Raw genomic sequence first — 25584 nt, forward strand, 5'->3', positions numbered from 1 at the left:
GCCTTCTACCACGGGGCGGGGGCCGCTCGGAACTGGCAACATCCGTTCATTGGATGTAGAGTCCCAGCGGAATGTTTAACGAGGACCGAACCATGGAAACCCTGTCGATTGCCGTCCCGCCCGAACTGAAGCAGCGCCTCGAGGCGCTGGCCGCCGAGACCGGGCAGACGGTGGGGGAATGCCTGGCTGTCGCGGTCAAGGAATACGTCGAGAACTGGGAAACCCACCTCTCGGACGTGCACCAGATCGACGAGCACGAGGCCCGCGCCGTGCTGAAGACCGCGGTCAACGACTAGCGCCATCGGCATTATCCCAACGCAAAACGCCGCCCGGACCGGGCGGCGTTTTCGTTTGTGGACCGTAATTACGGCGGAAGTATGGAAACGCCCGCCATTCCGAGTGTCGCGAGGCATCTCCGCCTGCTCCGTCGCCGCCGATTCTGAGGCGCCGTGCCGGGACGGGATCCCTCGCGGGGGCTCGGCTTACTCGCCGATGGCGATGCGCTCCACCAGCTGCTTGACCGTCGGGATGAAGCCGTTCTTGTAGAACGGGTCGGCGCCGAAGCGGTAGGCGTTGTGGCCGGCGAACATCAGTTCGTTCTCCACGTCGCCGCCATGGCCGATGTTCTGCAGGGTCTTCTGGATGCAGAAGCTGCGGGGATCGGCCTTCTTGCCGGTGGTGCCCGCCTCGTTCTGGGCCCAGTTGGAGAACATGCACTGGGACAGGCAGCCCATGCACTTGACCTGATCGACGCGGATTTCCTCGGCCTTGTCGGGGGTGACGAAGATCAGGGTCGAATCGGGGGTGCGCAGCGCCTCGGTGAAGCCCTCGTTCATCCAGCCCAGCGCCCGGTCGCGGTCGTGGGGGGTGACCCAGACGATGCGCTTCCTGGCGCCGATGGGCAACTCGGCCTCGTGGTCGCCGACGCATTCGCTGGAATAGGGGATCTGGTGGTCCAGGCGCTGGCACAGCTCGTTGATGAAGCCGTTCTTCACCGCCGAGGAGTAGAAGCCGGTCGGGCTGAAATGGTGGAGCAGCACGTCGCCGGGCTTGAGCGTCAGCAGGCGCTGCTTCCAGGCGTCGGAAATGGGGCTTTCCCGGGTCAGCAGCGGACGGGTGCCATACTGGAAGGCGATGGGGCCCAGCTCGGGATTGCCGATCCAGTCCTCCCACTCCTTCAGCCACCAGACGCCGCCGGCCATGAAGATCGGCACGTTGCCCAGGCCGCATTCGGCCATGGTCTTGCGCAGTTCGGCGACGCGGCCATAGGGCGGCTCGGGCTTCCTGGGGTCCTCGGAATTGGACAGGCCGTTATGGCCGCCGGCCAGCCAGGGGTCCTCGTAGACCACGCCGCCCAGCAGTTGGCCGTATTTGTGGTAGGCGCGCTTCCACAGCGCGCGGAAGGCGCGGGCCGACGACACGATGGGGTAGTAGTAGACGTTGTAGCGCGCCGCGATCTCGGCGACGCGGTAGGGCATGCCGGCGCCGCAGGTCACGCCGTGGATCAGGCCCTTGGCCCCTTCCAGCACGCCTTCGAGAATCGGCTCGGCGCCGCCCATCTCCCACAGCACGTTCATGTGGATGCGGCCATTGCCGCCGGCGATGTCGTGGGCGATGCGGGCCTGGGCGATGCCGCCCTTGATGCCGTAGGCGATCAGTTCGTGGTGTTTCTCGGTCCTGGTCTTGCCGTGATAGACCATGTCGATGTGGTTGCCGTTCTCGTCGTAGAGATCGGCGTTGACCCCGGAGAAGGTGGCGACGCCGCCGGCGGCCGCCCAGGCGCCCGAGCTTTCGCCGTTGGAGACGTTGATCCCCTTGCCGCCCTCGACCAGGGGCAGGACCTCGCGACCGGAAATCAGGATAGGATCGAGCGGTTTCACGTCTGGGGTAACTCCTCGGATAGCCCGGCATGCTTCTCCCGAGCCTGCCGATGACGGCACATATATAGCCCTTTGCCGTCATGCGCCACAGTGACGTTACGGACTCATGACGAATGAGGATAATCGCTGAATAGGGCGGCGACGCCCCAGTTGCGCAGCAGGCGGGCGCGAAGCGGATCGTTGACGGTGTAGGCCCGCACCGCCATCCCCTCGGCCATGATCTCCGCCACCGGCCCGGCTTCCAGGAAACGGTGGTCCAGGTGCAGGGCGGCGGCGTCCAGCCGCCGCGCCCGCTCCCGCCAGTCGGCCGGCCGCCTCTCGGCCAGCAGGGCGCGCGGCCAGGCGGGCGCGGCGCGGCGGGAAACCTCCAGGCAGGCGGTTTCGAAACTCGATATCACCGGCGGCGGCGCGGCATCCGGCCACAGGCGGAGCGCCAGGGCCAGGGCGGCCCCGGCGGTGTCCGCCTCGCGGCCGGCATCGGGCTTGATCTCCATGTTGACCATGAGCCCCAGCTCGCGGCACAGGCGCAGCACCTGCTCCAGGCTGGGAACCCTCTCCCCGGCGAAGGTGGGGGCGAACCACGAACCGGCGTCCAGCCCGGCGATCTCCGCCCAGTCCCGCTCCGCCACCGGGCCGGTCCCATCGGTGGTGCGCTCCAGGGCGTCGTCGTGGAAGACCACGGGCACGCCGTCCCTGGACAGGCGGACGTCGAATTCCACCATGGCAAGGCCATGGGCGGCGGCGGCACGGAACGATTCCAGGGTGTTCTCGGGGGCGAGGCCGGCCAGTCCGCGATGGCCGATCAGCATCATCCCAGCCGGCGCCGGATGGCGTCGAGCACCTGCTCCACCGGGATGGCCCGCATGCAGGCGGCATCGGTGCAGGCGGTGCTGCGGTGGTTCATGGCCGAGACGCAGGGCGAGCAGGCCAGCCGGGCGGTGATGAATTCGGCGTTGTCGTTGAGGGCGCCGTACAAGGCGGGGGTCTCCGGGCCGAACAGCACGATGGTCGGCAGGCCGACCGGCGCGGCGAAATGGGCCGGGCCGGAATCGTTGGTGACCATCACCGCCGACAGGGCGTAGAGGGGGATCAGGTCCTCCATGCGGGTGAAGCCGGCCAGGTTGCAGGCGCGCTTCGAGCCGGTGGCGTCCACCAGCCGCTGGGCCTCGGCCTTTTCCGAGGCCACGCCGGTGATGATCACCGCCAGGCTGTCGTCGTCGAGCAGGCGGCGCGCCACCTCGGTGTAGCGGTCGTAGGGCCAGCGGCGCAACGGCATCAGCTCGCTGCTGTTGGGATTGAGGATCACCCAGCGCTTGACGTCCCGCAGCACCGGATAGGCCCCGAACAGCCGGGTCTTGAAGGCCTCCAGGGTTTCCAGGGCCGGGACGACGGGGGCAAGGCGGACCTCCGCGTCGGTGAAGTGGGCCTTGCCGTGCGGCGTGGTGCCCTCGGGCTCGGCCAGGGCGTGGACCAGGGCCATGAAGCTCTTGGCGATGTGCTGGTGCGGATTGTAGCCCACCCGGTGGGTCAGCAGTTCGCCGCGATAGAGGCCCTCGGTGTGGAAGCGGTGGAAGCCCACCCGCTTGGGCGCCCCCGACAGGAAGGTCAGCAGCGCCGAGAAGCGCGAGAACATCTCCATGTCGATGGCCGCCATCAGGTCGAGCGAACGCATGGTGCGGATCATGCGCAGGGTGTCGGCCACCAGGGTGACCAGGCTGTCGGCGCGGATGGTCAGCATGTTTTCCGGCGCGATGGTGCCCATGATGTCCAGGCTGGGGCGGTTCTTGGCGAAGATCAGGAAATAGACCCTGGCGTCGGGGAACAGCGCCGCCGCGCGCTTCAGCGCCGCGTCGGCGATCACCGCGCTGCCCATCTCGGACAATTCGATGAACAGGATGTTCCTGGCCGAGGACGGCGCCGGCGGGCTGAAGAAGCAGCGGATGCGCCAGTAAAGGGTCATCAGGAAGGCGAGCGGCACTCCCGCCCAGAAATCGATCTGCCGCATCCTGTCGACGTTCACGCCCGCCTCACTTGTTCTCGAAGGTGCCCGAGCCATAGGACTCGGCCAGCCAGATTTCGTACCGGTCGACCACCTTGCCGCCCCAGGTCCTCTCCACCGTGGTCAGCAGGGACAGGCCGCGAAACGACGGGCGGATATCCTGCAGCGCGTAGCGCCCGTCCTTGATCACGAACAGCCCGTCCCGTCCCGGCAGGGCGGCCGCGTCCCGCGCATCATACGAAGGAATCCGGGGAAAGCCAGCCGAACCGGTCAGGAAGACGATGGGATGGCCGGGCAGGTAATAGGTCAGCAGCCCGGCCACCTCGTGCTTGGCGGCGAAGACGAAGGCGTCGGGGCGCTTGGCCCGTTCGGCCTCGACGGCGCGGGCCAGCCTGTCCCATTCCCCCAGGCGGCTCATGGGGTCGGACTTGATGGGAATGGGCAGCAGGGCGGACGCCATCTGCGCGTAGGTGGCGGCCACCATCAGGCCGCCCAGGCAGATCGCCGCGATCCAGGCCCCCCGCAGGCTCCGGCTCCAGGCCGGCCCCAGACTCACCCAGGCGCCCGCGGTGGCGATGGCCGCCCCCAGATAGGCCGGCCCCGGCCAATGGGGCTGCACCAGCCCGCCCAGGCTGTGATTGAGGAAAAAAGCCAGCAGCGGCGCCGAGGTGGCGCCCAGCAGGAACCAGGCGGGATTGCCCCGCCGCCAGCCGGTCCACAGCGCCCAGCCCATGCCCCACAGCATGAAGGCGAAGATCAGCGGGGTGACGGTACCCAATTGGGTGCCGAGGAAGGTGACGAGGCTTTTCCAGGGATTGCCCACCGGCGCGTCGAAGGAGTGGGACAACTGCTTGCGGATGGAAACCCAGTCGTACAGGGCGTTCCAGATCAGCACCGGCGAGGTGCAGGCCAGCGCCAGCACGATGGCCGCCCAGAAATGCGGGCTTTTCCACCAGCGCCGCCCTTCGGGGAACAGGGCGAACACCGCCAGGATGCCCGGGGCGATCAGCACCATGGTGTATTTGGAGGTGAAGCCCAGCCCCAGCGACAGGCCCAGGACGTAGAGCCAGCGCAGGCGGCCTTCGTCCAGCAGGCGGACCATGGCCCACAGGGAGGCCGACCAGAACACCAGCAGCGGCGAATCCGGGGTGACGATCACCCCGGCGGCGGCGAACAGGATGGTGGCGTTGAGCACCACCACCGTCCACCAGCCGGCGCGGATGTCGCGGAAGGCCAGCCGGGCGATGTCGAAGCCCAGGAATGTGACGGCGGCGACGGCCAGGACGGCGGGCAGGCGGATGGCCGCCTCGGATTCGCCGAACAGGGCGGTGCTGGCGGCCATCCACCAGGCCATCATGGCCGGATGGTCGTAATAGGACAATTGCAGGCGCCGCGACCACAGCCAGTAATAGGCCTCGTCGCCCGACAGCAGCGTTGCTCCCGCCAGCCACAGATGCAGCAGCGCGGCCGCCGCCGTCAGTCCGGCCAGCAGGGCGAAATCCCTGGTCCCGACGGTTGGGGGGCGAATGGTCTTGGCGTCGGGCGCCACGCTGGACTCCGGCTGCTGGGAAAAGGGGCGACGGGCCAATACCACGAAATGCCCACCCTCTACCAGTCGCCACCTTGCCGCGCGGCCGGCCGGCGGCTATACCCGAAGGATGATGGATGGAGGAGATCACATGTCCCGTTTCGCCCTTGCCCGGTCGCTTGCCGCCGTTTCCACCGTCTGCCTGGCCCTGGCCGCCTGCAGCGGCGAGCCGTCCGAGGCCGACATGAAGGCCGCCGTCGAACAGACCTTCGGCGGCATGAACGAGCAGCTGGGAGGGGTCGGCAAGCTGATCGGCAAGGACCTGTCCACCAAGGTCAAGGGCTTCAGGAAGCTGGCCTGCGCCGAGGCCAAGGGCAATCCCGGCTTCGCCTGCGACTTCGAGATGACGCTGAACGGCCCGCTGGGCGAGAAGACCGAGAAGGCCTCGGGCCGCTTCGTCAAGGGCGACAAGGGCTGGGCCGTTTTCGAGAAGTGACGCCAAACGAAACGGCCGCCCCCTTGCGGGAGCGGCCGTCGGCGTATCCGTCCGAACGGGCGGAGGATTACTTCTTGCCGGCCTTGGCGAACAGGTCGCGGGCTTCGTCCAGGCTCTGGGTGAAGCGCTTGTTCAGCAGGTCGAAGGCCTCGGAATTGGCCTTGGCGATCATCTCGGCCAGCTCACGGGCGTTGGACAGGGCGCGCTCGAAGGCATCCTTGGCGAACTCGGCCTGCTTGGCGGCCTTGTCCTGGGGGGAGCCGGGCTCGGCGAAGTCCTTGGAGACCAGGGCGACCTCGTCCATGGTCTGGCGCAGGATTTCGACCTGACGCTTCACCACGTTCTGCAGACCCTCGAAGGCCAGCTTGTTGGCCTGGGTCAGCGCCTCGATGTTCTTGCGCTGGTTGGCGACGATGGTCTCGACATCCACGCCGGGAACCTTGAAGTCGCCCAGATACTTGGCGACGTCGAAATCAAAGAACTGCTCAGTCTGCTTGCCGGCCATGATTAAATCTCCACCCGGGTTTTTATGTTGCGGTGCAGCGAACATAATCGCGGGGGCGGCTTCGAGTCAAACGGAGTCGTACCCGACTGATTTCAGATGGTGGAAATACCTACATTGCGCAAATGGTATGGCTAGCCGGCCAGTTCCCGTCCCCGGCGAGTCGCGGCGGCCACCGCCTCGGTCATCAGGCTGGGGATGCCGTGGCTGTCGGCCATCAGTACAGACAGCGCCGCCGCCGTGGTGCCGCCGGGCGAGGTGACGTTCTTGCGCAACTGCGCCGCCGGCTCGGGCGACAGGCGCAGCAATTCGCCGGCTCCGGCCACCGTGGCCCGCGCCAGCCGTTCGGCCAGGGCGGGGGGGAGCCCCTGGGCCAGGCCGGCGGCCTCCATGGCCTCGGCCAGCAGGAAGATATAGGCGGGACCCGATCCCGACACGGCGGTGACCACGTCCATCAGGCTTTCGTCCTCGACCCAGCCGACTTCGCCCACCGCTTCCAGCAGCGACTGGCAGAGGTCGCGCGCCGTCGCCGGCACGCCGGCTTCGGCGCAGCACACGGTGATGCCGCGCCGCACCGCCGCCGGGGTGTTGGGCATGGCCCGGACGATGGTCGCCGAGGCGCCCAACTGGCCGCGGAAGAAGGCGATGGTCCGGCCGGCGGCGATGGACAGGAAGACGGCGCGGCCGAAGCGGGCATAGGGCGGCACCACCTCGGCCATCACCTGCGGCTTGACGGCGAAGATCACCACGTCGGGGACGAAGTCCATGGGAATGGCGGCGTCGGAGGCCACCACCCGCACCGCCCCGAGGGCGGGCGACGAGGGCTCGACCACCACCACGTCGGCCGGGGCAACGCCGCGCTCGAGCCAGCCGGCCAGCATGGCCGACCCCATCTTGCCGCAACCGACCAGCAGAATCTTGGTCATGGGAAAAGCCTCCGCGCCTGGGTCATCCGAGGCGTCCGGCATGGCACGGGGACGCGGGCGAAGTCAAGCCTCGCCCACGGTCTCCAGCAGCGAGGCGGCAATAGCCTCGGCGGCGGTCTTGCCGCCCCAGATGACGAACTGGAAGGCGGGGTAGAAGCGCTCGCACTCGGTGACGGCGATGTCCACCAGGTCTTCCACCTGCTCGGGGGCGAATCCGGCCCCGCCGCGCAGCAGCGAGGTGTGGCGGAACATGGGCACGCCCTCGTCCTCCCACAGGCCGAAATGGCCGATCCACAGCTTCTCGTTCAGGGTGGCGAGCAGCTCGTGAACCACCGCCCGGCGGGACGGCGGAATCTTCATGTCGAAGGCACAGGTGAAGTGCATGGCCCCCATGTCTTCGCGCCAGGCGAAATAAAGGCTGTAATTGCACCACTGGCCGGGGGCCTCGGCGGCCAGTTCCTCGTCGTTGCGGCGGTCGAACACCCAGTCATTGGCGGCGACGACTTGCTCGACAAGGTCGACAGGATTGATCTGGGGCTCTTCCTGATACGTGGCGGTCAAGGTCATGCCTGCGCCCTCCCTTGGCATGGCTACCGTCGATTCCGCCGACCCGAATCAAAAGATTGTGTTCGCGCCTGCGGAATTTGCACAAGGGGTAGCCTACCCAAACGCCAGCCGGGGGCGCAAGGCTTTATTTACGGAGTATTTATGAATTTATGTGGATAACCCGCACCCCGATGGGTCCCGCCCGCCGGGGCGGGGCATTACTTGACCGCCTTGGGGGGCGCCTTGGGCTTGGGCGCCGCCTTGGGCCTGGTGGGAGCCGGAGCCGGGGCGGCGGAGAGGGCGGCCAGCCGGGCCTCCAGCTCATTGATGCGGGCGGCCTGGGCCTCGTTGTCCTCGCGGGCCTTGATGGCCATGGCGCGCACCACCTCGAACTCCTCGCGCGGGACCAGGTCGAGACTGGAGGTGAAGCGCTCGAATTGCTGGCGCATCATCGCTTCCATCTCGGCGCGCAGGCCGGACAGCGCCCCCAGCGCGCCGGACGCGACACGGGCGAGATCGTCGAAGAAGGGCTTCTGGCTTTGCATGGCGGCCTCTTGGAAAAGCAAGGGACGATTATGACTCTATGCCTCGTCCTTGTCACTGACTCCCGCCTCGGCGAAGGTGGCCATGCCGGCGTGGCAGGCGCAGGCGGCCTTCAGCACGCCCACCGCCAGGGCGGCGCCCGATCCCTCGCCCAGGCGCATGCCCAGGTCGAACAGGGCGGTCTTGCCCAGGGCGGCCAGCAGGCGCCTGTGGCCCGGCTCCACCGAGACGTGGCCGACCATGCAATGGTCCAGCGCCCCCTTGGCCTCGGCCTCCAGGGCGGCCACCGCCGCCGTGGTGACGTAGCCGTCGAGCAGCACCGGCACGCGCTTTTGCCGCGCCGCCAGCACCGCGCCGGCCATGGCGGCCAGCTCGCGCCCGCCCAGGCAGCGCAGGATGTCCAGCGGGGTATTGCCCTTGTGCCGCGCCACGCCCTGGCCGACCACCTCGATCTTGCGGGCCAGGGCGCCGCCCTCGACGCCGGTGCCACGCCCGGTCCAGTCGGCGGCCTCGCCGCCGAACAGCGCCGCCGACACCGCCGCCGCCGGGGTAGTGTTGCCGATGCCCATTTCGCCGATCACCAGCACGTCGGCACCGTCCGGCACCGCATCCATGCCGGCCCGGAAGGCGGCGACGAATTCCGCCTCGTCCAGGGCCGCTCCTTTGGTGAAGTCGGCGGTGGGGCGGTCGAGGTCCAGCGCCAGCACGTCCAGTTCGATGCCGAAGGTCTTGCACAACTGGTTGATGGCGGCGCCGCCGTGGCGGAAATTGGCCACCATCTGCACCGTCACCTCGGGCGGAAAGGCCGAGACGCCCAACGCCGCCACGCCGTGGTTGCCGGCGAAGATGCGGGCCGCCGGCGTCTCCATGCGCGGCGGATGGCGGCCCTGCCAGGCGGCCAGCCAGGCCGACACCTCTTCCAGGCGGCCCAGCGAGCCGGCCGGCTTGGTCAGCTGGGGCTCGCGCGCCGCCCAGGCGGCCGAAGCGGCGGCATCGGGGCCGGGCAGGGCGGCCAGCAGGGAGCGGATCTGGGCAACGCTAGAAATAGACGAATTCAAGGATTCTCTCCCCAACATATTGCGGCTTGGCCTTGGTCGTCCTATAACCCATCGTCATGAGCGAGTCACCTGTCATCGACGAGAATCCGCCGCCGCGATCCTGGCTGGGCGACGCCCATCTGGCGGCGGTGTTCCTCACCCGCCTGCCGCTGCCCGATGCCGGCATGGGCGATCTGGCGCGGTCCATGCGCGCCTTTCCCCTGGTGGGGATCGCCCTCGGCCTGGGAACCGCCGCGATCGCCTGGGCGGCGGCAAGCGTGCTGCCGCCCTTGCCCGCCGCCCTGCTGGCCGTCCTCGCCCTGGTGCTGGCCACCGGCGCCCTGCACGAGGACGGGCTGGCCGACCTGGCCGACGGTCTGGGGGCGCGCGGCGGGCGCGAACGCCGCCTGGAGGTGATGCGCGATTCGCGTACCGGCGCCTTCGGCGTGCTGGCCCTGATCTTTTCCATCGGCCTCAGGGCCTCGGCCCTGGCGGCCATTCCCCTGGGCTGGGGCCAGTGCGCCGCCCTGGTGGCGGCCCTGGCCCTGTCGCGCGCCCTGATCCCCGCCGCCATGCAGGTGATGGGGCCGGCGCGGACCGACGGGCTGGGCGCCGGGGCGGGCTGCCCCGACGCCACCGTCGCCGCCGCCGCCGCCGGGCTCGGCCTGCTGGCCTGCCTGATCGGGCTGGGATTGAGCGGCACCCTGGCCGTCCTGCTGGCCGCCCTGGCGGCGGGCGGCGCCGTGGTGTGGCTCGCCCGCCGGGCGCTGGGCGGCTATACCGGCGACGTGCTGGGGGCCGTGCAGCAGGCCGCCGAGATCGCCATCCTGCTGGCCGCTGCCGGAGCTTTGACATGAGCCAGAATTCGACGCGCTGGTGGCTGCTGCGCCACGCCCCGGTTCCCTGCCCCCACGGCCGCATCACCGGCCGCCTGGACGTGGCCTGCGACACCTCGGAGGAGGAGGTGTTCCTGGCCCTGGCCCGTATCCTGCCGGTCAACCCGGTGCTGGTGGAAAGCGGCCTGATCCGTTGCCGCCAGACCGCCGGCGCCCTGGAGGCCGCCGGTCTGCTGCTGCCGCCCCCCATGGTCGAGCCCGATCTGGCGGAGCAGGATTTCGGCCGCTGGCAGGGCCGGTCGTGGATGGATCTGGAAGCGGCCAAGGACCCGGATCTCGCCGCCTTCTGGGCCGACCCGGCCGCATCCACGCCGCCGGGCGGCGAGAGCTTCGCCGCCATGGTCGAGCGGGTGCGCGCCGCCCTCGAGCAGATCACCGCCGCCCAGGCCGGCCGCGACATCCTGGCGGTGGTTCACGCGGGAACGGTGCGCGCCGCCCTGGCGGTGGCGCTGGGCCTCACCCCGGAGCAGGCGCTGCGCTTCGCGGTCAAGCCGCTGTCGCTGACCCGGCTGGATTCCACGGGTTCGGGCTGGCGTGTCGAGACGGTCAACGCCCAGCCCTATGCGTAGGGCTACTTCTTGCCCTTCTTGTCGTCCTTGGGATCTTCCTTCTTGATCTCCTTCTTCTCGGCGACGGGCAGTGTCGACGTCAGCTTGACGGTCAGGGGGCAGGCCTCGGTCTCCTCGGCGCCCTTGACGCATTTGGCCGGCGGCCAGTCGTAGCTGGCGGTGGGGACCAGGATCAGCTGGGTCGCTCCCAGAGTGCAGGAGAACAGCCGGCCGGTGCGGCCGTTGGGCGGCAGGGCGGCGATGGTGACCACCCAGTTGTCCACCAACTCGTCCTTGGCCCCGAAGGTGCGGCCGATGAAGCCCAGCGCCACCGTGGCCGAGGAATAGTTCTCGATGGTGAAGTTGACCCGGCACTTGGCGGAACCCGACCCCGCCCACATGGTGGCGCTGATGGTCACCATGCCCAGGCTCTCGCTGGCCTGCTGCGGCTGCATCACCAGTTCCCGCGGGCCCGGCAGGGCGGCCCACGCGGCGGCGGCGGATTCGCCGGCGCCTTCCTTGCTGCCGCCTTGGCTCGCCGCCGCGGCGGGAAGGGCCGCCAGGGCCATGAGCAGCGCCACCGCCGTGATCGATCGGGTCATTACCGCTCCGCTCCTCCTCCGCCTCTGCCGCGAGGGTAGCACCGTCGCCGGCCATTGCAATGGCCGGCCGATGGCTTAAGGTCCCGGGGGAGGGGTGTTCGCTGCAACTGGCATGATACATGCTTGTTTGTCGGGGTGGTAACGAGGAAGGACCAGGCAATTGCGGGTCATCGTGGTGGACGATGAGCGGGACCGGGCCGAGATGGTCCGCGACGCGCTGGAAGCGGACGGCTTCACCGTGGTGGCGGTGTTCGGCAGCGGCGCCGGCTTGCCCGCCCGGGTGGCGGAGCTGGCCGCCGACGTGATCATCGTCGATATCGATTCCCCTGACCGCGACACCCTGGAGGACATGCGCCGGGTCGGCATCGAGCAGGGTCGCCCGGTGGTGATGTTCGCCCAGGACGGCAAGCCCGAGACCATCAAGGCGGCGGTGGACGCCGGGGTTTCCGCCTATGTGGTGGACGGGCTGAAGCCCGACCGGGTGCGTCCGGTGATCGACGTGGCCATTGCCCGCTTCGCACAGTTCCAGTCCCTGCGGGGCGAGCTGGACAAGGCCCGCACCACGCTGGCCGAACGCAAGCAGATCGAGAAGGCCAAGGGCATCCTGATGAAGCGGCGCAAGGTCGAGGAGGACGAGGCCTACCGCCTGATGCGGCGCATGGCCATGGACCAGAAGCAGCGCCTGATCGACGTCGCCAACAGGATCATCGAGGCAGCCGAACTGCTCGGCTGATCTGCATAAATTTTAGCCCAAATGCCATATATCGATCAAAATATATGCATCGGCGGCGGAGGGCGGGCAGGTTTACCGCAGGGGCACATTAAGCCTATATTTTAATCATTAGAGTGCGCGTGATTAAAATATATGCAGCGTCCATATGCTGCACCGCCGCAAACTCCCGGAATCGGTCAAATTCCTATCTGGCACGATGGTTGCTTTGATCCGTCATGCACGGCGGAGCCCCTCAATGGCGAGGTCCCGCCGCAGGAATTGACGGACGGCCGACCCGGCGACGATGCCGGGCCCGGCCGAAAGGGAACAAAGGCGTTCCACGGAATTGCGCCCCCGCTGCGGGTGGCGCGACGCCGCGGAACGCCTTTTTTGCGTTTGGCTTCAAGACTTGGCGAGGACTGACATGACGAAGACGATGAGTGACGGGTCCAAGGATATTCTGGCCGCCTTCGGCCGCCGTGGGGCCATGGGACTTGCGGCGGCGGCCCTGCTCGCCGTGGCCATGCCGCTTCCGGCCGGTGCCGCCAAGCTGAAGCTGGAGAAGGACGAGATCAAGCTCGGCTTCATCAAGCTGACCGACATGGCGCCGCTGGCCATCGCCAAGGAGAAGGGCTTCTTCGAGGACGAGGGGCTGTTCGTCACCCTGGAGCCCCAGGCCAACTGGAAGGTGCTGCTGGACCGGGTGATCTCGGGCGAGTTGGACGGCGCCCACATGCTGGCCGGTCAGCCGCTGGGCGCCACCATCGGCTACGGTACCAAGGCCCACGTGGTCACCGCCTTCTCCATGGACCTCAACGGCAACGGCATCACCGTCTCCAACGAGGTATGGGAGATGATGAGGCCGCACCTGCCCAAGGGTCCCGACGGCAAGATCGTCCATCCCATCAAGGCCGACGCCCTGAAGAAGGTGATCGACGCCTACAAGGCCCAGGGCAAGTCCTTCAACATGGGCATGGTCTTCCCGGTCTCCACCCATAACTACGAACTGCGCTACTGGCTGGCCTCGGGCGGCATCAATCCCGGCTTCTACTCGCCCGAGAACGTCGGCGGCCAGATCGGCGCCGACGCCTTGCTGTCGGTCACCCCGCCGCCCCAGATGCCCGCCACCCTGGAGGCCGGCACCATCTCCGGCTATTCGGTGGGCGAACCCTGGAACCAGGCCGCCGTGTTCAAGGGCATCGGCGTGCCGGTGATCACCGATTACGAAATCTGGAAAAACAATCCCGAGAAGGTGTTCGGCGTCAACAACGCCTGGGCCGAGAAATATCCCAACACCCACGTGGCGGTGGTCAAGGCGCTGATCCGCGCCGGCAAGTGGCTGGACGAGAACAACAACGCCAACCGCGACGAGGCGGTGAAGATCCTGGCCAAGCCGGAATACGTGGGCGCCGACGCCAAGGTCATCGCCAATTCCATGACCGGCACCTTCGAATACGAGAAGGGCGACAAGCGCGCCGTTCCCGATTTCAACGTGTTCTACCGCTATTTCGCCACCTATCCCTACTACTCGGACGCCATCTGGTACCTGAGCCAGATGCGCCGCTGGGGGCAGATCGCCGAGGGCAAGCCGGACTCGTGGTACCTGGAGACCGCCCGGTCGGTCTACAAGCCGGACACCTACCTGAAGGCGGCCAAGGCCCTGCTGGAGGAGGGCAAGGTGGCCAAGGAGGACTTTCCCTGGGACACCGACGGCTTCCGCGCTCCCACCTCCGACTTCATCGACGGCGTCGCCTATGACGACAGGAAGCCCAACGACTACCTGAAGAAGTTCGCGGTCGGCCTCAAGGGCGGCCAGAAGGTGGAAAACAACAAGGTCGTCGGGAACTGAAGGACCAATCCCTCCCCCGGTGCGGCCGGGGGAGGGATCGGGCGATCGAGGGACAACGAACGTGAACGAGGATAAGACCATGACCAGCATCACCCAGGTCGCCGGCGCCCAGGCCGCCGCTCCCAAGAAGTCCGCCATCTCGCTCGGCTACGCCTTCAACCGGGCCGGTGCCATCCTGACCGTCGCCGGGTTCGGCTGGGTCGTCCCGCTGGGCCGGCTGGCCACCGGCACCGAACCCCGCCGGCAGGTGGCCGAGCTGTGGCGCCAACTGGGCATTCCCCTGGCGGCCATCGTCCTGTTCCTGCTGGCCTGGGGGGCGCTGGCCCCCAAGGTGCAGACCTCGCTGGGTGCGGTTCCCGGTCCGGTCGAGGTCTGGGCGCAGGTGGACAACCTGATCGCCGACCACCGGGCCGAGCGTGCCAAGGAGGCCGCCTTCAACGAGCGCCAGGCCAAACGCAACGCCGAGGCCAAGGCCGAGGGCGGCGAGGTCAAGACCCGCAGGTTCACCGGCAAGCCCACCTATCTCGACCAGATCGCCACCAGCCTGAAGACGGTGTTCATGGGCTTCGTGCTGGCCACCCTGGTGGCGGTGCCGCTGGGCGTCATGTGCGGCCTGTCCAAGACGGTCAACGCCGCGCTGAACCCGCTGATCCAGATCTTCAAGCCGGTCTCGCCGCTGGCCTGGCTGCCCATCGTCACCATGGTGGTGTCGGCCACCTATGTCAGCAATGATCCCATGTTCGAGAAGGCCTTCCTCAACTCGGCGATCACCGTGACGCTGTGCTCGCTGTGGACCACCCTGATCAACACCGCCATCGGCGTCGCCTCCATCGACAAGGATCTGGTCAATGTGGGCCGGGTGCTCAACCTGCCCATGACCACCACCATCCGCAAGCTGGTCCTGCCCTCGGCGCTGCCCTACATCTTCACCGGCATGCGGCTGTCGCTGGGCGTGGGCTGGATGGTGCTGATCGCCGCGGAGATGCTGGCCCAGAACCCCGGCCTCGGCAAGTTCGTGTGGGACGAGTTCCAGAACGGCTCGTCGCAATCGCTGGCCAAGATCATGGTGGCGGTGCTGACCATCGGCCTGATCGGCTTCCTGCTCGACCGGGTGATGATGGCGCTGCAGGCCATGTTCTCCCACTCCGCCACCCGCTGAGGAGGGTTCATCATGGCATTCCTCGAACTCAAGGGCGTCGCCAAGGCCTACGGCCAGACCACGGTCCTGCGCGACATCGACCTGGCCATCGAGGAGGGCGAGTTCATCGCCATCCTCGGCTTCTCCGGCTCGGGCAAGACCACCCTGGTCTCCCTGATGGCCGGCCTCGCCGCCCCCGATGCCGGCCAGGTGCTGCTGCGCGGTAAGCCGGTGGTTGGCCCCGGCGCCGATCGCGGCGTGGTGTTCCAGAGCTATTCCCTGATGCCCTGGCTGACGGTGGAGGGCAACGTCGCCCTGGCGGTGGATGCCGTCATGGCCGGCGCCCCCAAGGCCGAGCGCGCCGCCAAGGTCGCCAAGTATATCGGCATGGTCGGCCTGTCCCACGCGGTGGACCGCCGCCCGGCCGAACTGTCGGGCGGCATGCGCCAGCGGGTCGCCGTGGCCCGCGCCCTGGCCATGAGCCCCGACATCCTGCTGCTCGACGAGCCGCTGTCGGCGCTCGACGCCCTGACGCGGGCCAAGCTCCAGGACGAGATCGAGTCCATCTGGGAGCAGGAGAAGAAGACCGTCGTCCTGATCACCAACGACGTGGACGAGGCGCTGCTGCTGGCCGACCGGATCATTCCGCTCAATCCCGGACCCAAAACGCTGATGGGGGGCGCTACCCTGGGGCCGGCCTTCAAGGTCAACCTGCCCCGTCCGCGCGACCGCGCCGCCGTCAATCACGACGAGGATTTCAAGCGCCTGCGGGCCGAGATCACCGAATACCTGATGGCGGTCGGCGTCGAGCGCGGCGCCGAGGCCGGCGACGGCCGCGCCCTGCCCGACGTGGCGCCCATCAGCGTCGGCGGCCCGCCCAAGGCCTATCGCGAGGCCGGGCGGGTCAACAATCCCGACCGCTACGTCGAATTCTCGCAGGTCAAGAAGATCTTCCCGACCCCCAAGGGGCCGCTGACCGTGGTGGACGGCTTCGACCTCAAGATGCACCGGGGCGAGTTCATCTCGCTGATCGGCCATTCCGGCTGCGGCAAGTCCACGGTGCTGACCATGACGGCGGGCCTGACCGAGGTGTCGGAAGGCGGTGTCATCCTGGACGGCCGCGAGGTCACCGACGCCGGCCCCGACCGCGCCGTGGTGTTCCAGGCCCCCTCGCTGTTTCCCTGGCTGACGGCGCTGCAGAATGTGGCGCTGGGCGTCGACCGGGTCTATCCCCACGCCAGCCCGGCCGAGCGCCTGGACATCGTGTCCTATTACCTGGAACGGGTCGGCCTCGGCGATTCCATGGACAAGAAGGCCGCGGACCTGTCCAACGGCATGAGGCAGCGGGTCGGCATCGCGCGGGCCTTCGCGCTGAGCCCCAAGCTGCTGCTGCTCGACGAGCCCTTCGGCATGCTGGACTCGCTCACCCGCTGGGAACTGCAGGAGGTGCTGATGGAGGTCTGGGCGCGCACCCAGGTCACCGCCATCTGCGTCACCCATGACGTGGACGAGGCCATCCTGATGGCCGACCGGGTGGTGATGATGACCAACGGCCCCAATGCCCGCATCGGCAAGGTGCTGCATGTGGACATCCCGCGTCCGCGCTCGCGCCGCGCCCTGCTCGAGCACCCCCGCTACTACGAGTATCGCGCCGAGGTGCTGGATTTCCTGGACGAGTACGAAACCGGCGCCCATTCTAAGGCCTCCTGATCTGCATAGAAAATAACCAGCACTATTGTCTCTGTTCTAAATTTAGGCACATCGACCCGGACATTCGCCGAAATCCCTGACAGACCGCCATTCCGGCCCTGGCACGGGACATGCAAGTGAAAGGGCGAGTTTGGTACCGGGCGGCAAACGGCCTCAATGGCGAGGTGACCGCCGCCCGGAACAAAGCCCGCGGGCCGCGACGAAGCGGCCGGCCGGGTGACGGAACAAAGGCGTTCCACGGAATTCGGCGCGGCCCCGGACGGGGCCCGGCGCCGGGCATTCCGCGGAACGCCTTTTTTGTTTGGCCGAGGGACCCAAGAGATGAGAGTGGAAAAGACCCGCCTGAAGCTCGGTATCGTGCCGCTGATCGACGCGGCCCCCCTGGTGGTGGCCAAGGAGCGCGGCTTCTTCGCCGAGATGGGCCTGGACGTCGAGCTGTCGCGCGAGGCCTCGTGGGCCTCCATCCGCGACAAGGTGGCGGTGGGCGCCCTGGACGGCGCCCAGATGCTGGCCCCCATGCCCCTGGCCATGAGCCTGGGGCTGTCGCCGCTGAAGCTGCCCATGGCCGCCGGCATGGCGCTCAGCCTGGGCGGCAACACCATCACCATCGGCAACGCGCTGTGGGAGCGCATGGAACAGGCCGATCCCGAATCCATGGCCGTCCGGCCGGTCTCGGCCCGCGCCCTGAAGCGGGTCATCGAGGCCGACAAGGCCTGCGGCCGCCCGCCCATGACCTTCGCCACCGTCTATCCCTATTCCCCCCACGCCGCCGAGTTGCGCCTGTGGATGGAGGCCGCCGGCATCGATACCCGGACGGACGTCCTCCTCACCGTGGTGCCGCCGTCCCAGATGATCTCGTTCCTGTCGGCGGGCAACATCGTCGGCTATGCGGTGGGCGAGCCCTGGGGCAGCCTGGCGGTGCGCATGAGCCTGGGCCGCACCGCCGCCGCCAGCGCCGACATCTTCGCCGGCCGGCTGGAAAAGGTCTTCGCCGTGACGCAGGCGTGGGCCGAAACCTATCCCGAGACCCATCTGGCGGTACTGCGGGCGTTGATCTCCGCCGCCATCTGGTGCGACGGCAACCGTTCGGAACTGGCCGGGCTGCTGGCCCAGCCGCAATACGTCAACGCCCCGGTCGAGGCGCTGCTGGCGCCGCTGCTGGGCGAGAACGGACTGCCCGGGGATTTGCTGGTCTTCCACGCCCATGCCGCCAACTTCCCCTGGCGCTCCCAGGCCATGTGGTACCTGGAGATGATGAAGCGCTGGGACATGGCGCCGGCCGCCCTGGATACGCGGGCCGCCGCCGAGGCCGTGTTCCGCCCCGACCTCTACCGGGTGGCCGCCCTGGCGCTGGGCCTCGGCGTCCCGCTGACCGACTACAAGACCGAGGGCACCCATGCCGCCCCCTGGACCCTGCTGAAGGCCACGGGGCCCATGGAGATGGGGCCGGACCTGCTGCTGGGCGGCCTGACCTTCGACCCCTTCACCTCCCGCGTTACCGCCTTGCCCCCGACGGCCAGAACCGAATCAGGAGACCTCACATGAACGCTGTTCCCCGTCAGAAGCTGGTGGTCATCGGCAACGGCATGGCCGGCATGCGCACCGTCGAGGAGCTGCTGGCCATCGCCCCGGCCCGCTACGACATCACGGTGTTCGGCGCCGAGCCCCACCCCAATTACAACCGCATCATGCTGTCCTCGGTGCTGGCCGGCGAGAAGCAGGTGGACGACATCGTCATCAACCCGCGCGCCTGGTACGCCGACAACGGCATCACCCTTCACACCGGCGACCCGGTGGTCGGCATCGACCGCGCGGCCAAGACCGTCACCTCGGCCAACGGCGTGGTGGTCCCCTATGACAAGCTGCTGCTGGCCACCGGCTCCAAGCCGCTGATGCCGCCGCTGCCAGGCCTGGAGCTGCCCGGCGTGGTCGCCTTCCGCGACATCGCCGACGTGGAGAAGATGCTGGACGCCGCCGAGGCCAAGCAGCGCGCCGTGGTGATCGGCGGCGGCCTGCTGGGCCTGGAGGCCGCCTGGGGCCTGAAGCGGCGCGGCATGCCCGTCGCCCTGGTCCACCTGATGCCCACCCTGATGGAGCGCCAGTTGGACGTGGAGGCCGGCGGCCTGCTGCAGAAGGACCTGACCGAGCGCGGCCTGCACTTCTTCACCTCGGGCCAGACCGAGGAGATCATGGGCGTCGAGGACGGCCGCGCCCAGGGCGTCAAGCTGACCGACGGCCGCGAGATTCCCGCCGATCTGGTGGTCGTCGCCATCGGCATCCGTCCCAACGTCGACCTAGCCAAGGCCTCGGGCCTCGACATCAACCGCGGCATCGCGGTGGGCGACGACATGGCCACCTCGGACCCGGCCATCTATTCGGTGGGCGAATGCGTCGAGCATCGCGGCCAGATCTTCGGCCTAGTGGCGCCCATCTGGGAGCAGGCCAAGGTCTGCGCCTCGCGCCTCGCCGGCCGCGACGACGCCCATTACGAGACCCCGCCGCTGTCCACCCGCCTCAAGATCACCGGCATCGACGTGTTCTCGGCGGGACAGCTGGCGGCCCAGGACGAGGCCGACGAGGAACTGGTCTACCGCGACAGCGCCAGGGGCATCTACAAGAAGCTGGTGCTGCGCGCCGACAAGGTGGTGGGCGCCGTGATGTACGGCGACGTGGCCGACGGCTCCTGGTACTTCCAGCTGATTCGGGAAAAGGCCGACGTGGCCGCCATCCGCGACCGCATGATCTTCGGTCAGGCCTATGCCGACGCCACCTGCAAGGGCCATGCGGGCGGCGTCGACGTCGCCGCCATGAGCGACGATGCCCAGGTCTGCGGCTGCAACGGCGTCAGCAAGGGCGCCATCGTCAGGGCCATCACCGGGAAGGGCCTCACCTCGCTGGACGAGGTCAAGGCCCACACCAAGGCCTCGGCCTCCTGCGGCCAGTGCGCCTCGGTGGTCCAGGCCATCCTGACCCATGTCACCGGCGAGGTGGTGGAGGCCAAGGCCGCCGGCATGTGCGGCTGCACCGACCTCTCCCACGACGAGGTGCGCAAGGAAATCCTCCATCAGGGTCTCAAGACCCAGGACGCGGTGCGTTCGGCCCTGGGCTGGCGCCATGCCGATGGCTGCGCCAAATGCCGCCCGGCCCTGAACTACTACCTGCTGTGCGCCTGGCCGGCGGAATACGTCGACGATTACCAGAGCCGCTTCATCAACGAGCGCGTCCACGCCAACATCCAGAAGGACGGCACCTATTCGGTGGTGCCGCGCATGTGGGGCGGCCTGACCACCCCCGATGAGCTGCGCGCCATCGCCGACGTGGCCGACAAGTACGAGATCCCCACCGTCAAGGTCACCGGCGGCCAGCGCATCGACCTGCTGGGCGTCAAGAAAGAGGACCTGCCCGGCGTGTGGGCCGACCTGGGCAAGGCCGGGCTGATCTCGGGCCACGCCTATTCCAAGGGCCTGCGCACCGTCAAGACCTGCGTCGGCTCGGAATGGTGCCGCTTCGGCACCCAGGACTCCACCGGCCTCGGCGTCAAGCTGGAGAAGCTGATGTGGGGCTCGTGGACGCCGCACAAGGTCAAGCTGGCGGTGTCGGGCTGCCCGCGCAACTGCGCCGAGGCCACCATCAAGGATATCGGCGTGGTCTGCGTCGAGGCCGGCTACGACATCTCGGTGGGCGGCAACGGCGGCATCGAACTGCGCGGCACCGACCATCTGGTGCGCGTCGCCACGGAAGGAGAGGTGCTCGAATATGCCGGCGCCTTCATGCAGATCTACCGCGAGGAGGCCCGCTACCTGGAGCGCACCGCGCCATGGGTCGAACGGGTCGGCATGGACTATGTCAAGAAGCGGGTGGTCGAGGATGCCGAAGGCCGTCGCGCCGCCTTCGCCCGCTTCGTCTTCTCGCAGGAATACGCGCAGATCGACCCCTGGGCCGAGCGGGCCTCGGGGCGGGTCGATGCGCACGAATTCAAAACCCTGGCCGAGGTGGGCTGAACCATGCAGGACTGGATCAAGATCGGACGGGTCGAGGACATCCCCAGGCTGGGCGCCCGCACCGTCCACACGACCAAGGGCGATATCGCGGTGTTCCGTACCTCGGGCGACGATATCTTCGCCCTGTTCAACCGCTGTCCCCACAAGGGCGGGCCGCTGTCCGAGGGCATCGTCACCGGCAAGGTGGTGGTCTGCCCGCTGCATTCATGGACCATCGACCTGGAGACCGGCGAGGCCACCGCCCCCGACGAGGGCTGCACCCGCCCGGTGGAGTCCAGGGTGGCCGACGGGCAGGTCTGGCTGAAGCTGGAATGCGCGAAAAAGGTGGCCCATGGCTGAGGCCGGGCAGGGGGCAAAAGCGAGGAGAGCATCATGATCGACACCGCGATCCGCACCACCTGTCCCTATTGCGGCGTCGGCTGCGGCGTCATCGCCGAACGTGATGACGCGTCCGGGGCATGGGCGGTGCGTGGCGATCCCGGCCATCCCGCCAATTTCGGCCGGCTGTGCGTCAAGGGCGCCGCCCTGGCCGAGACCATCGGCCTCGACGGCCGTCTGCTCCACCCGATGATCGGCGGCGCGGCGGCGGGCTGGGAGACGGCGCTGGATCTGGTGGCGGAAAAGTTCTCCGCCGTCATCGCCGAGCACGGCCCGGATTCGGTGGCCTTCTACGTCTCCGGCCAGTTGCTGACCGAGGATTACTACGCCGCCAACAAGCTGATGAAGGGGTTCATCGGCTCGGCCAACATCGACACCAATTCCCGGCTGTGCATGTCGTCCACCGTGGCCGGCCATGTGCGGGCCTTCGGCTCCGACACCGTCCCCGGCTGCTACGAGGACCTGGACCTGGCCGACCTGGTGGTCCTGGTCGGCTCCAACACCGCCTGGTGCCATCCGGTGGCCTTTCAGCGCATCCTGGCCGCCAAGACAAGGCGGCCCGACATGCGCATCGTGGTCATCGATCCGCGCCGCACCGCCACCGCCGAATGCGCCGACCTGCATCTGGCCATCCGTCCCGGCTCCGACGCCATCCTGTTCAACGGCCTGCTCGCCCATCTCAAGGGCGAGGAGACCGACCTGGACGTGGGCGTGCCCCTGGAGCAGATCGTCAGCTTCTTCTCGTGGTTCGCCGACACCGAGAAGACCGTCACCGTATGGTCCCAGGGCATCAACCAGTCGTCGTCCGGCACCGACAAGGTGGATGCCATCATCAACTGCCACCTCCTGACGGGGCGCATCGGGCGGCCCGGCATGGGGCCGTTCTCGCTGACCGGCCAGCCCAACGCCATGGGCGGGCGCGAGGTGGGGGGGCTGGCCAACATGCTGGCCGCCCATATGGGCTTCGACGAGGCCAATGTGGAACGGGTGGGCCGTTTCTGGAACGCGCCGCGCATGGCCGCCAAGCCCGGCCTCAAGGCGGTAGACCTGTTCAAGGCGGTCAAGGACGGCAGGATCAAGGCGCTGTGGGTGATGGCCACCAATCCGGCGGTCAGCCTGCCCGAGGCCGACGAGGTCCGCGCCGCCATGGCGGCCTGCCCCTTCGTGGTGATCTCCGAATGCGAGGCCGACACCGATTCGGCCCAGTTCGCCCATGTGCGCCTGCCGGCCCTGGCCTGGGGCGAGAAGGTGGGCACCGTCACCAATTCCGAGCGCCGCATCTCGCGCCAGCGCCCCTTCCTGCCCGCCCCGGGCGAGGCCAGGGGCGATTGGTGGATCATCGCCCAGGTGGCCGGGCGCATGGGGTTCGGCGAGGCCTTCGCTTGGACCGGCGCCGGGGAAATCTTCGACGAGTTCTGCCGCCTGACCGCCTTCGAGAACGATGGCGCCCGCGATCTGGACCTTGCCGGTCTGGTCGGCGGCGATTACGAGAGCCTCGAGCCCATCCAGTGGCCGGTGAAGGCCCCGGGGCAGGGCACGGCGCGGCTGTTCGCCGACGGCCGTTTCTACCACCCCGACGGCCGGTCCCGGATGCTCGACATCGAGCCGCGTCCGCCGGCCCGGTTGCCCGACGAGGCCTTTCCCCTGATCCTCAACACCGGGCGCATGCGCGACCAGTGGCACACCATGACGCGCACCGGCCGCTCGGCTCGTCTGGCCGCCCATGCCCCCGAACCGCTGCTGTCCGTCCACCCCAGGGACGCGCTGCGTTTCGGCCTCGCCGATGGCGGCCTGGCCCGGGTATCGGGCCGCCGGGCCGCGGTAGTGCTGCGCGTCGCCCTGGACAGCGGTCAGCGCCCGGGCGAGGTCTTCGCCCCCATCCACTGGAACGACCGCACCGCCTCCGGCGCGGTGGTCGGCAGCCTGATCGACGCCGCCACCGATCCGGTCTCGGGCCAGCCGGAGCTGAAGCAGGCGCCGGTGATGGTCGCGCCCCTGGCCGCCGCCTGGCACGGCGTGCTGCTCAGCCGCAACCCGGTGGAACTGCCGCGCTCGCTCTATTGGGCCAAGGCGGCGGGCCACGCCCATTCCATCTGGCGGCTGGCGGGCGAGGCCGGCGAGGACTGGCCCGCCACCGCCAAGCAATGGCTGGGAACGGATGGCGAGTGGATCGAGTTCCTCGACCCCAATCGCGGCCATTACCGCGGCGCCCGGCTGGTGGACGGCCGCCTGGATTCGGTGCTGTTCGTCTTTCCCTGGGCCACCGATTTCTCGCCCGACTGGGTGGCTGCCGCCTTCGGCCGCGCCGCCATCGAGGGCGGCGAGCGCGCCACCCTGGTGGCCGGCGCTCCGCCCGGCGGCGACCGGGGCCGCGACAAGACGGTCTGCGCCTGCTTCAACGTCGGCCTCGCGACCATCCGCGCCGCCATCCGCGACCATCGCCTGTCCAGCGCCGCCGAGGTGGGGGCCGATGCTGAAGGCCGGGACCAATTGCGGCTCGTGCGTGCCGGAAATTCGGGCGATCCTGGCCGAGGCGGCGCCGAAGGTGGCTTAGAACCGGTTACGCCGTGGCCGTCGCCGGGGGCGACAGCGGCAGGCTGACGGTGACGGTGGTGCCGCGCCCGGGAATGCTGGCGATGGCGATGGAGCCGCCGTGCATTTCCGCCAGGCGCTTGGACAGGGGCAATCCCAGGCCGGTTCCGGTTTCCGTCGAGGTCAGGCGGGACGGGTTCTGCCCGAACGGGGTCAGCGCCACGGCGATTTCCTCGGGCGTCATGCCGATGCCGGTATCGTTGACCGTGAGGGACAACTGATGGGCATCGCTTTCCACCTCGACGATGACCCGGCCGCCCTCGGGGGTGAACTTGACGGCGTTGGACAGCAGGTTGAGCAGAATCTGGCGCAGGCGGCGCGAATCGACGACGGCTTCCAGGTCCTGGTTCAGTCCGGTGGTGGCCAGCGCGATGGTCTTGATCCCGGCCGGTCCCCTGATCAGCTCGACGCATTCCTCGACCAGGGGGGCGATGCGGGTGGGGGCGGGCTCGACCTCGACGCTGCCGGCCTCGATCTTGGACAGGTCGAGAATGTCGTTGATCAGTGCCAGCAGGTGACGCCCGGACGACTGGACATGGCCGAGATAGTCGTGGCAGCGCGTCTGGCAGGAATGACCGGGAATCCCGGTCATCAGCGCGTCCGAGAAGCCGATGATGGCGTTGAGCGGGGTGCGCAGCTCGTGGCTCATATTGGCCAGGAAGGCCGATTTGGCACGGTTGGCCGCATCGGCGGCCAGGCGGGATTGCGCCAGTTCGCCCAGGGTGCGGTGCATCCGGTCCAGTTGCCGGACCAGCAGCAGGGCCAGGGTGCCGGTGACCAGGCCGACCAGGACGGCCACCACCGCCAGCAGCACGCTGTGCCGGCGCCAGTCGGCCAGCAGGATGTCCTGTTGATTGGTGGCCACGGCGATCACCGGGTGGCTGGTCGCCTTGTGAAAGGCATAGAGCCGCTTGCGCCCGTCCAGGGGCGAGACGATCTCCCCGTTGCCGTTGGCCTCGGTCCTGGTCCGCTCGAAGGCGGGCAGGCCGGCCAGGGATTTACCGACATAGCGGTCATGGTCGGGCGTCCGCGCCAGGATGGTGCCGTCCGGCGTGACCAGCAGGGCGGAATCCGAGGCGTTGCGGGCGGCAGCCGTGAGGATCGACGCCAGTTGCTCCAGGTTGATGGTGGCGGCGGCCACGCCGGCGAAGCTGCCGTCCGGCGTCTCGATCCGCCGGCTCAGCACCATGATCCAGCGGTTGTCGTTGCGGCTCTGGATCAGGCCGCTGACATGGAGGGCTTTGGGCGAACCGTCGCGGTGATGGCGGAAATAGGGGCGGTCGGACAGGTCCACCGGCTTGTAGGGATCGGGCAGGTTGGTGGCCACCCGGGACATGCCGTCCGGGCCGATGACCAGCAGGGCGCGGGCGGCGGGGGCTTCGGCCAGCTGCCGCCGCAGGAAGGACAGCAGGCCGGCCCCCTGTCCCTGCAGCGCCGCCACCTCGGCGGTGCCGAGCAGCACCTTGTCGATGGCGATGAAGTTCGAGGCCGCCGCTTCGGCCAGCAGGTGTGAGGTGTGGCGCAGGTTGGTGTCGGCGTCGAACAACGCCTCGTTGCGCGTCACCATGATCCAGAAAACGGTTCCGCCCACCAGCATGGCCATGACGGCCCCGGCCAGTGTTACTATCAATAAGCGAATTCCGTGCGGGGCCGGGCGGCTGGGATCGGGAAAGGGGGTCGGCTGGGTGGCCGCGGGGTGCA

General features: G+C 68.5%; 23 protein-coding genes. 12 read left to right on the forward strand and 11 right to left on the reverse strand.

Annotation, left to right across the window (positions count from 1 at the left end):
- Positions 1-92: 92 nt before the first annotated feature.
- Complete coding sequence (locus H261_RS07285) at positions 93-296, forward strand: ribbon-helix-helix protein, CopG family (protein WP_008615935.1); 204 nt, start codon at positions 93-95, stop codon at positions 294-296.
- Positions 297-482: 186 nt separating this feature from the next.
- On the opposite strand, the gene H261_RS07290 is transcribed toward H261_RS07285, so the two are convergent.
- The 4 genes from H261_RS07290 to H261_RS07305 form a co-directional block, all read right to left on the reverse strand.
- The gene (locus H261_RS07290; RefSeq protein WP_008615936.1) at positions 483-1880 is read right to left on the reverse strand and encodes an NAD(P)H-dependent flavin oxidoreductase; all 1398 of its coding nucleotides are present in this window, start codon (positions 1878-1880) and stop codon (positions 483-485) included.
- A 104-nt stretch (positions 1881-1984) separates the two neighbouring features.
- Positions 1985-2692 (reverse strand): glycerophosphodiester phosphodiesterase, encoded by a 708-nt coding sequence (ugpQ, locus tag H261_RS07295; RefSeq protein WP_040475926.1) that lies wholly within the window; start codon positions 2690-2692, stop codon positions 1985-1987.
- On the reverse strand, positions 2689-3900 hold the full coding sequence (locus H261_RS07300; RefSeq protein WP_040475927.1) for a glycosyltransferase family 9 protein: 1212 nt from the start codon (positions 3898-3900) through the stop codon (positions 2689-2691). The genes ugpQ and H261_RS07300 overlap by 4 nt, the downstream gene beginning before the upstream one ends.
- A 7-nt stretch (positions 3901-3907) precedes the next feature.
- Positions 3908-5473: a glycosyltransferase family 39 protein gene (locus H261_RS07305; protein WP_152426759.1), complete on the reverse strand. Its 1566-nt coding sequence runs from the start codon at positions 5471-5473 to the stop codon at positions 3908-3910.
- 85 nt (positions 5474-5558) lie between these two features.
- Here H261_RS07305 and H261_RS07310 point away from each other — a divergent pair, with 85 nt between their 5' ends.
- Entirely contained in the window at positions 5559-5903 is a 345-nt protein-coding gene (locus H261_RS07310) for a hypothetical protein (RefSeq protein WP_008615942.1), read from the forward strand.
- A 67-nt stretch (positions 5904-5970) separates the two neighbouring features.
- On the opposite strand, the gene H261_RS07315 is transcribed toward H261_RS07310, so the two are convergent.
- The 5 genes from H261_RS07315 to cobT all read right to left on the reverse strand — a co-directional run bounded on the left by H261_RS07315 (position 5971) and on the right by cobT (position 9496).
- Entirely contained in the window at positions 5971-6408 is a 438-nt protein-coding gene (locus H261_RS07315) for a phasin family protein (RefSeq protein WP_008615943.1), read from the reverse strand.
- A 131-nt stretch (positions 6409-6539) separates the two neighbouring features.
- Positions 6540-7331, reverse strand: a complete 792-nt coding sequence (gene proC / locus H261_RS07320) for a pyrroline-5-carboxylate reductase (RefSeq protein WP_008615944.1) — start codon at positions 7329-7331, stop codon at positions 6540-6542.
- A 63-nt stretch (positions 7332-7394) separates the two neighbouring features.
- Positions 7395-7898 carry a type III secretion system chaperone family protein gene (locus H261_RS07325; RefSeq protein ID WP_008615945.1) on the reverse strand — a complete coding sequence of 168 codons (504 nt, stop codon included), beginning with the start codon at positions 7896-7898 and terminating at the stop codon, positions 7395-7397.
- Between the two features lie 197 nt (positions 7899-8095).
- Positions 8096-8422: an accessory factor UbiK family protein gene (locus H261_RS07330; RefSeq protein ID WP_040475928.1), complete on the reverse strand. Its 327-nt coding sequence runs from the start codon at positions 8420-8422 to the stop codon at positions 8096-8098.
- A 36-nt stretch (positions 8423-8458) separates the two neighbouring features.
- Positions 8459-9496 (reverse strand): nicotinate-nucleotide--dimethylbenzimidazole phosphoribosyltransferase, encoded by a 1038-nt coding sequence (cobT, locus tag H261_RS07335; protein ID WP_040475929.1) that lies wholly within the window; start codon positions 9494-9496, stop codon positions 8459-8461.
- 38 nt (positions 9497-9534) lie between these two features.
- Between cobT and cobS the strand changes: the two genes are divergently transcribed.
- Both cobS and H261_RS07345 read left to right on the forward strand, forming a co-directional pair.
- A complete protein-coding gene (gene cobS / locus H261_RS07340; RefSeq protein ID WP_008615948.1) occupies positions 9535-10314 on the forward strand; it encodes an adenosylcobinamide-GDP ribazoletransferase in 780 nt (259 codons plus the stop codon).
- Complete coding sequence (locus H261_RS07345) at positions 10311-10922, forward strand: histidine phosphatase family protein (RefSeq protein ID WP_008615949.1); 612 nt, start codon at positions 10311-10313, stop codon at positions 10920-10922. The genes cobS and H261_RS07345 overlap by 4 nt, the downstream gene beginning before the upstream one ends.
- Before the next feature lie 2 nt (positions 10923-10924).
- Here H261_RS07345 and H261_RS07350 read toward each other — a convergent pair whose 3' ends face one another.
- Positions 10925-11503 (reverse strand): hypothetical protein, encoded by a 579-nt coding sequence (locus H261_RS07350; RefSeq protein ID WP_008615950.1) that lies wholly within the window; start codon positions 11501-11503, stop codon positions 10925-10927.
- 160 nt (positions 11504-11663) lie between these two features.
- Between H261_RS07350 and H261_RS07355 the strand changes: the two genes are divergently transcribed.
- From H261_RS07355 to H261_RS07390, 8 genes are all read left to right on the forward strand, one after another.
- Entirely contained in the window at positions 11664-12236 is a 573-nt protein-coding gene (locus H261_RS07355) for an ANTAR domain-containing response regulator (protein ID WP_008615951.1), read from the forward strand.
- Positions 12237-12639: 403 nt separating this feature from the next.
- The gene (locus tag H261_RS07360; protein WP_152426760.1) at positions 12640-14064 is read left to right on the forward strand and encodes a CmpA/NrtA family ABC transporter substrate-binding protein; all 1425 of its coding nucleotides are present in this window, start codon (positions 12640-12642) and stop codon (positions 14062-14064) included.
- A 61-nt stretch (positions 14065-14125) separates the two neighbouring features.
- Positions 14126-15223, forward strand: a complete 1098-nt coding sequence (locus H261_RS07365) for an ABC transporter permease (RefSeq protein WP_235062890.1) — start codon at positions 14126-14128, stop codon at positions 15221-15223.
- Between the two features lie 12 nt (positions 15224-15235).
- Positions 15236-16912 (forward strand): ABC transporter ATP-binding protein, encoded by a 1677-nt coding sequence (locus H261_RS07370; RefSeq protein WP_008615954.1) that lies wholly within the window; start codon positions 15236-15238, stop codon positions 16910-16912.
- Positions 16913-17233: 321 nt separating this feature from the next.
- Positions 17234-18457, forward strand: a complete 1224-nt coding sequence (locus tag H261_RS07375) for a CmpA/NrtA family ABC transporter substrate-binding protein (protein ID WP_040475932.1) — start codon at positions 17234-17236, stop codon at positions 18455-18457.
- Positions 18454-20913, forward strand: coding sequence for a nitrite reductase large subunit NirB (nirB, locus tag H261_RS07380; protein WP_008615956.1), 2460 nt, complete (start codon positions 18454-18456; stop codon positions 20911-20913). Before H261_RS07375 ends, nirB begins: the two co-directional genes overlap by 4 nt.
- Positions 20914-20916: 3 nt before the next feature.
- Positions 20917-21252 (forward strand): nitrite reductase small subunit NirD, encoded by a 336-nt coding sequence (nirD, locus tag H261_RS07385; RefSeq protein WP_008615957.1) that lies wholly within the window; start codon positions 20917-20919, stop codon positions 21250-21252.
- Between the two features lie 33 nt (positions 21253-21285).
- Positions 21286-23892: a nitrate reductase gene (locus tag H261_RS07390; RefSeq protein ID WP_008615959.1), complete on the forward strand. Its 2607-nt coding sequence runs from the start codon at positions 21286-21288 to the stop codon at positions 23890-23892.
- Here the strand turns inward: H261_RS07390 and H261_RS07395 are convergent.
- Entirely contained in the window at positions 23852-25486 is a 1635-nt protein-coding gene (locus H261_RS07395; RefSeq protein WP_008615961.1) for a sensor histidine kinase, read from the reverse strand. The two genes, H261_RS07390 and H261_RS07395, sit on opposite strands and share 41 nt — an antisense overlap.
- Positions 25487-25584 lie beyond the last annotated feature (98 nt).

Origin of the sequence: Paramagnetospirillum caucaseum (assembly GCF_000342045.1) — a bacterium.
GTDB lineage: Bacteria > Pseudomonadota > Alphaproteobacteria > Rhodospirillales > Magnetospirillaceae > Phaeospirillum > Phaeospirillum caucaseum.

Excerpts from the sequence above, each read along its gene's own strand:
- H261_RS07350 (WP_008615950.1), bottom strand. The coding sequence starts at position 11,503 with ATGACCCGATCGATCACGGCGGTGGCGCTGCTCATGGCCCTGGCGGCC.
- H261_RS07325 (WP_008615945.1), bottom strand. The coding sequence starts at position 7,898 with ATGACCTTGACCGCCACGTATCAGGAAGAGCCCCAGATCAATCCTGTC.
- ugpQ (WP_040475926.1), bottom strand. The coding sequence starts at position 2,692 with ATGATGCTGATCGGCCATCGCGGACTGGCCGGCCTCGCCCCCGAGAAC.
- proC (WP_008615944.1), bottom strand. The coding sequence starts at position 7,331 with ATGACCAAGATTCTGCTGGTCGGTTGCGGCAAGATGGGGTCGGCCATG.
- H261_RS07285 (WP_008615935.1), top strand. The coding sequence starts at position 93 with ATGGAAACCCTGTCGATTGCCGTCCCGCCCGAACTGAAGCAGCGCCTC.
- H261_RS07330 (WP_040475928.1), bottom strand. The coding sequence starts at position 8,422 with ATGCAAAGCCAGAAGCCCTTCTTCGACGATCTCGCCCGTGTCGCGTCC.
- H261_RS07345 (WP_008615949.1), top strand. The coding sequence starts at position 10,311 with ATGAGCCAGAATTCGACGCGCTGGTGGCTGCTGCGCCACGCCCCGGTT.
- H261_RS07315 (WP_008615943.1), bottom strand. The coding sequence starts at position 6,408 with ATGGCCGGCAAGCAGACTGAGCAGTTCTTTGATTTCGACGTCGCCAAG.
- cobT (WP_040475929.1), bottom strand. The coding sequence starts at position 9,496 with ATGTTGGGGAGAGAATCCTTGAATTCGTCTATTTCTAGCGTTGCCCAG.
- H261_RS07370 (WP_008615954.1), top strand. The coding sequence starts at position 15,236 with ATGGCATTCCTCGAACTCAAGGGCGTCGCCAAGGCCTACGGCCAGACC.
- nirD (WP_008615957.1), top strand. The coding sequence starts at position 20,917 with ATGCAGGACTGGATCAAGATCGGACGGGTCGAGGACATCCCCAGGCTG.
- nirB (WP_008615956.1), top strand. The coding sequence starts at position 18,454 with ATGAACGCTGTTCCCCGTCAGAAGCTGGTGGTCATCGGCAACGGCATG.
- H261_RS07395 (WP_008615961.1), bottom strand. The coding sequence starts at position 25,486 with ATGGCCATGCTGGTGGGCGGAACCGTTTTCTGGATCATGGTGACGCGC.
- H261_RS07390 (WP_008615959.1), top strand. The coding sequence starts at position 21,286 with ATGATCGACACCGCGATCCGCACCACCTGTCCCTATTGCGGCGTCGGC.
- H261_RS07375 (WP_040475932.1), top strand. The coding sequence starts at position 17,234 with ATGAGAGTGGAAAAGACCCGCCTGAAGCTCGGTATCGTGCCGCTGATC.
- H261_RS07360 (WP_152426760.1), top strand. The coding sequence starts at position 12,640 with ATGACGAAGACGATGAGTGACGGGTCCAAGGATATTCTGGCCGCCTTC.
- cobS (WP_008615948.1), top strand. The coding sequence starts at position 9,535 with ATGAGCGAGTCACCTGTCATCGACGAGAATCCGCCGCCGCGATCCTGG.
- H261_RS07310 (WP_008615942.1), top strand. The coding sequence starts at position 5,559 with ATGTCCCGTTTCGCCCTTGCCCGGTCGCTTGCCGCCGTTTCCACCGTC.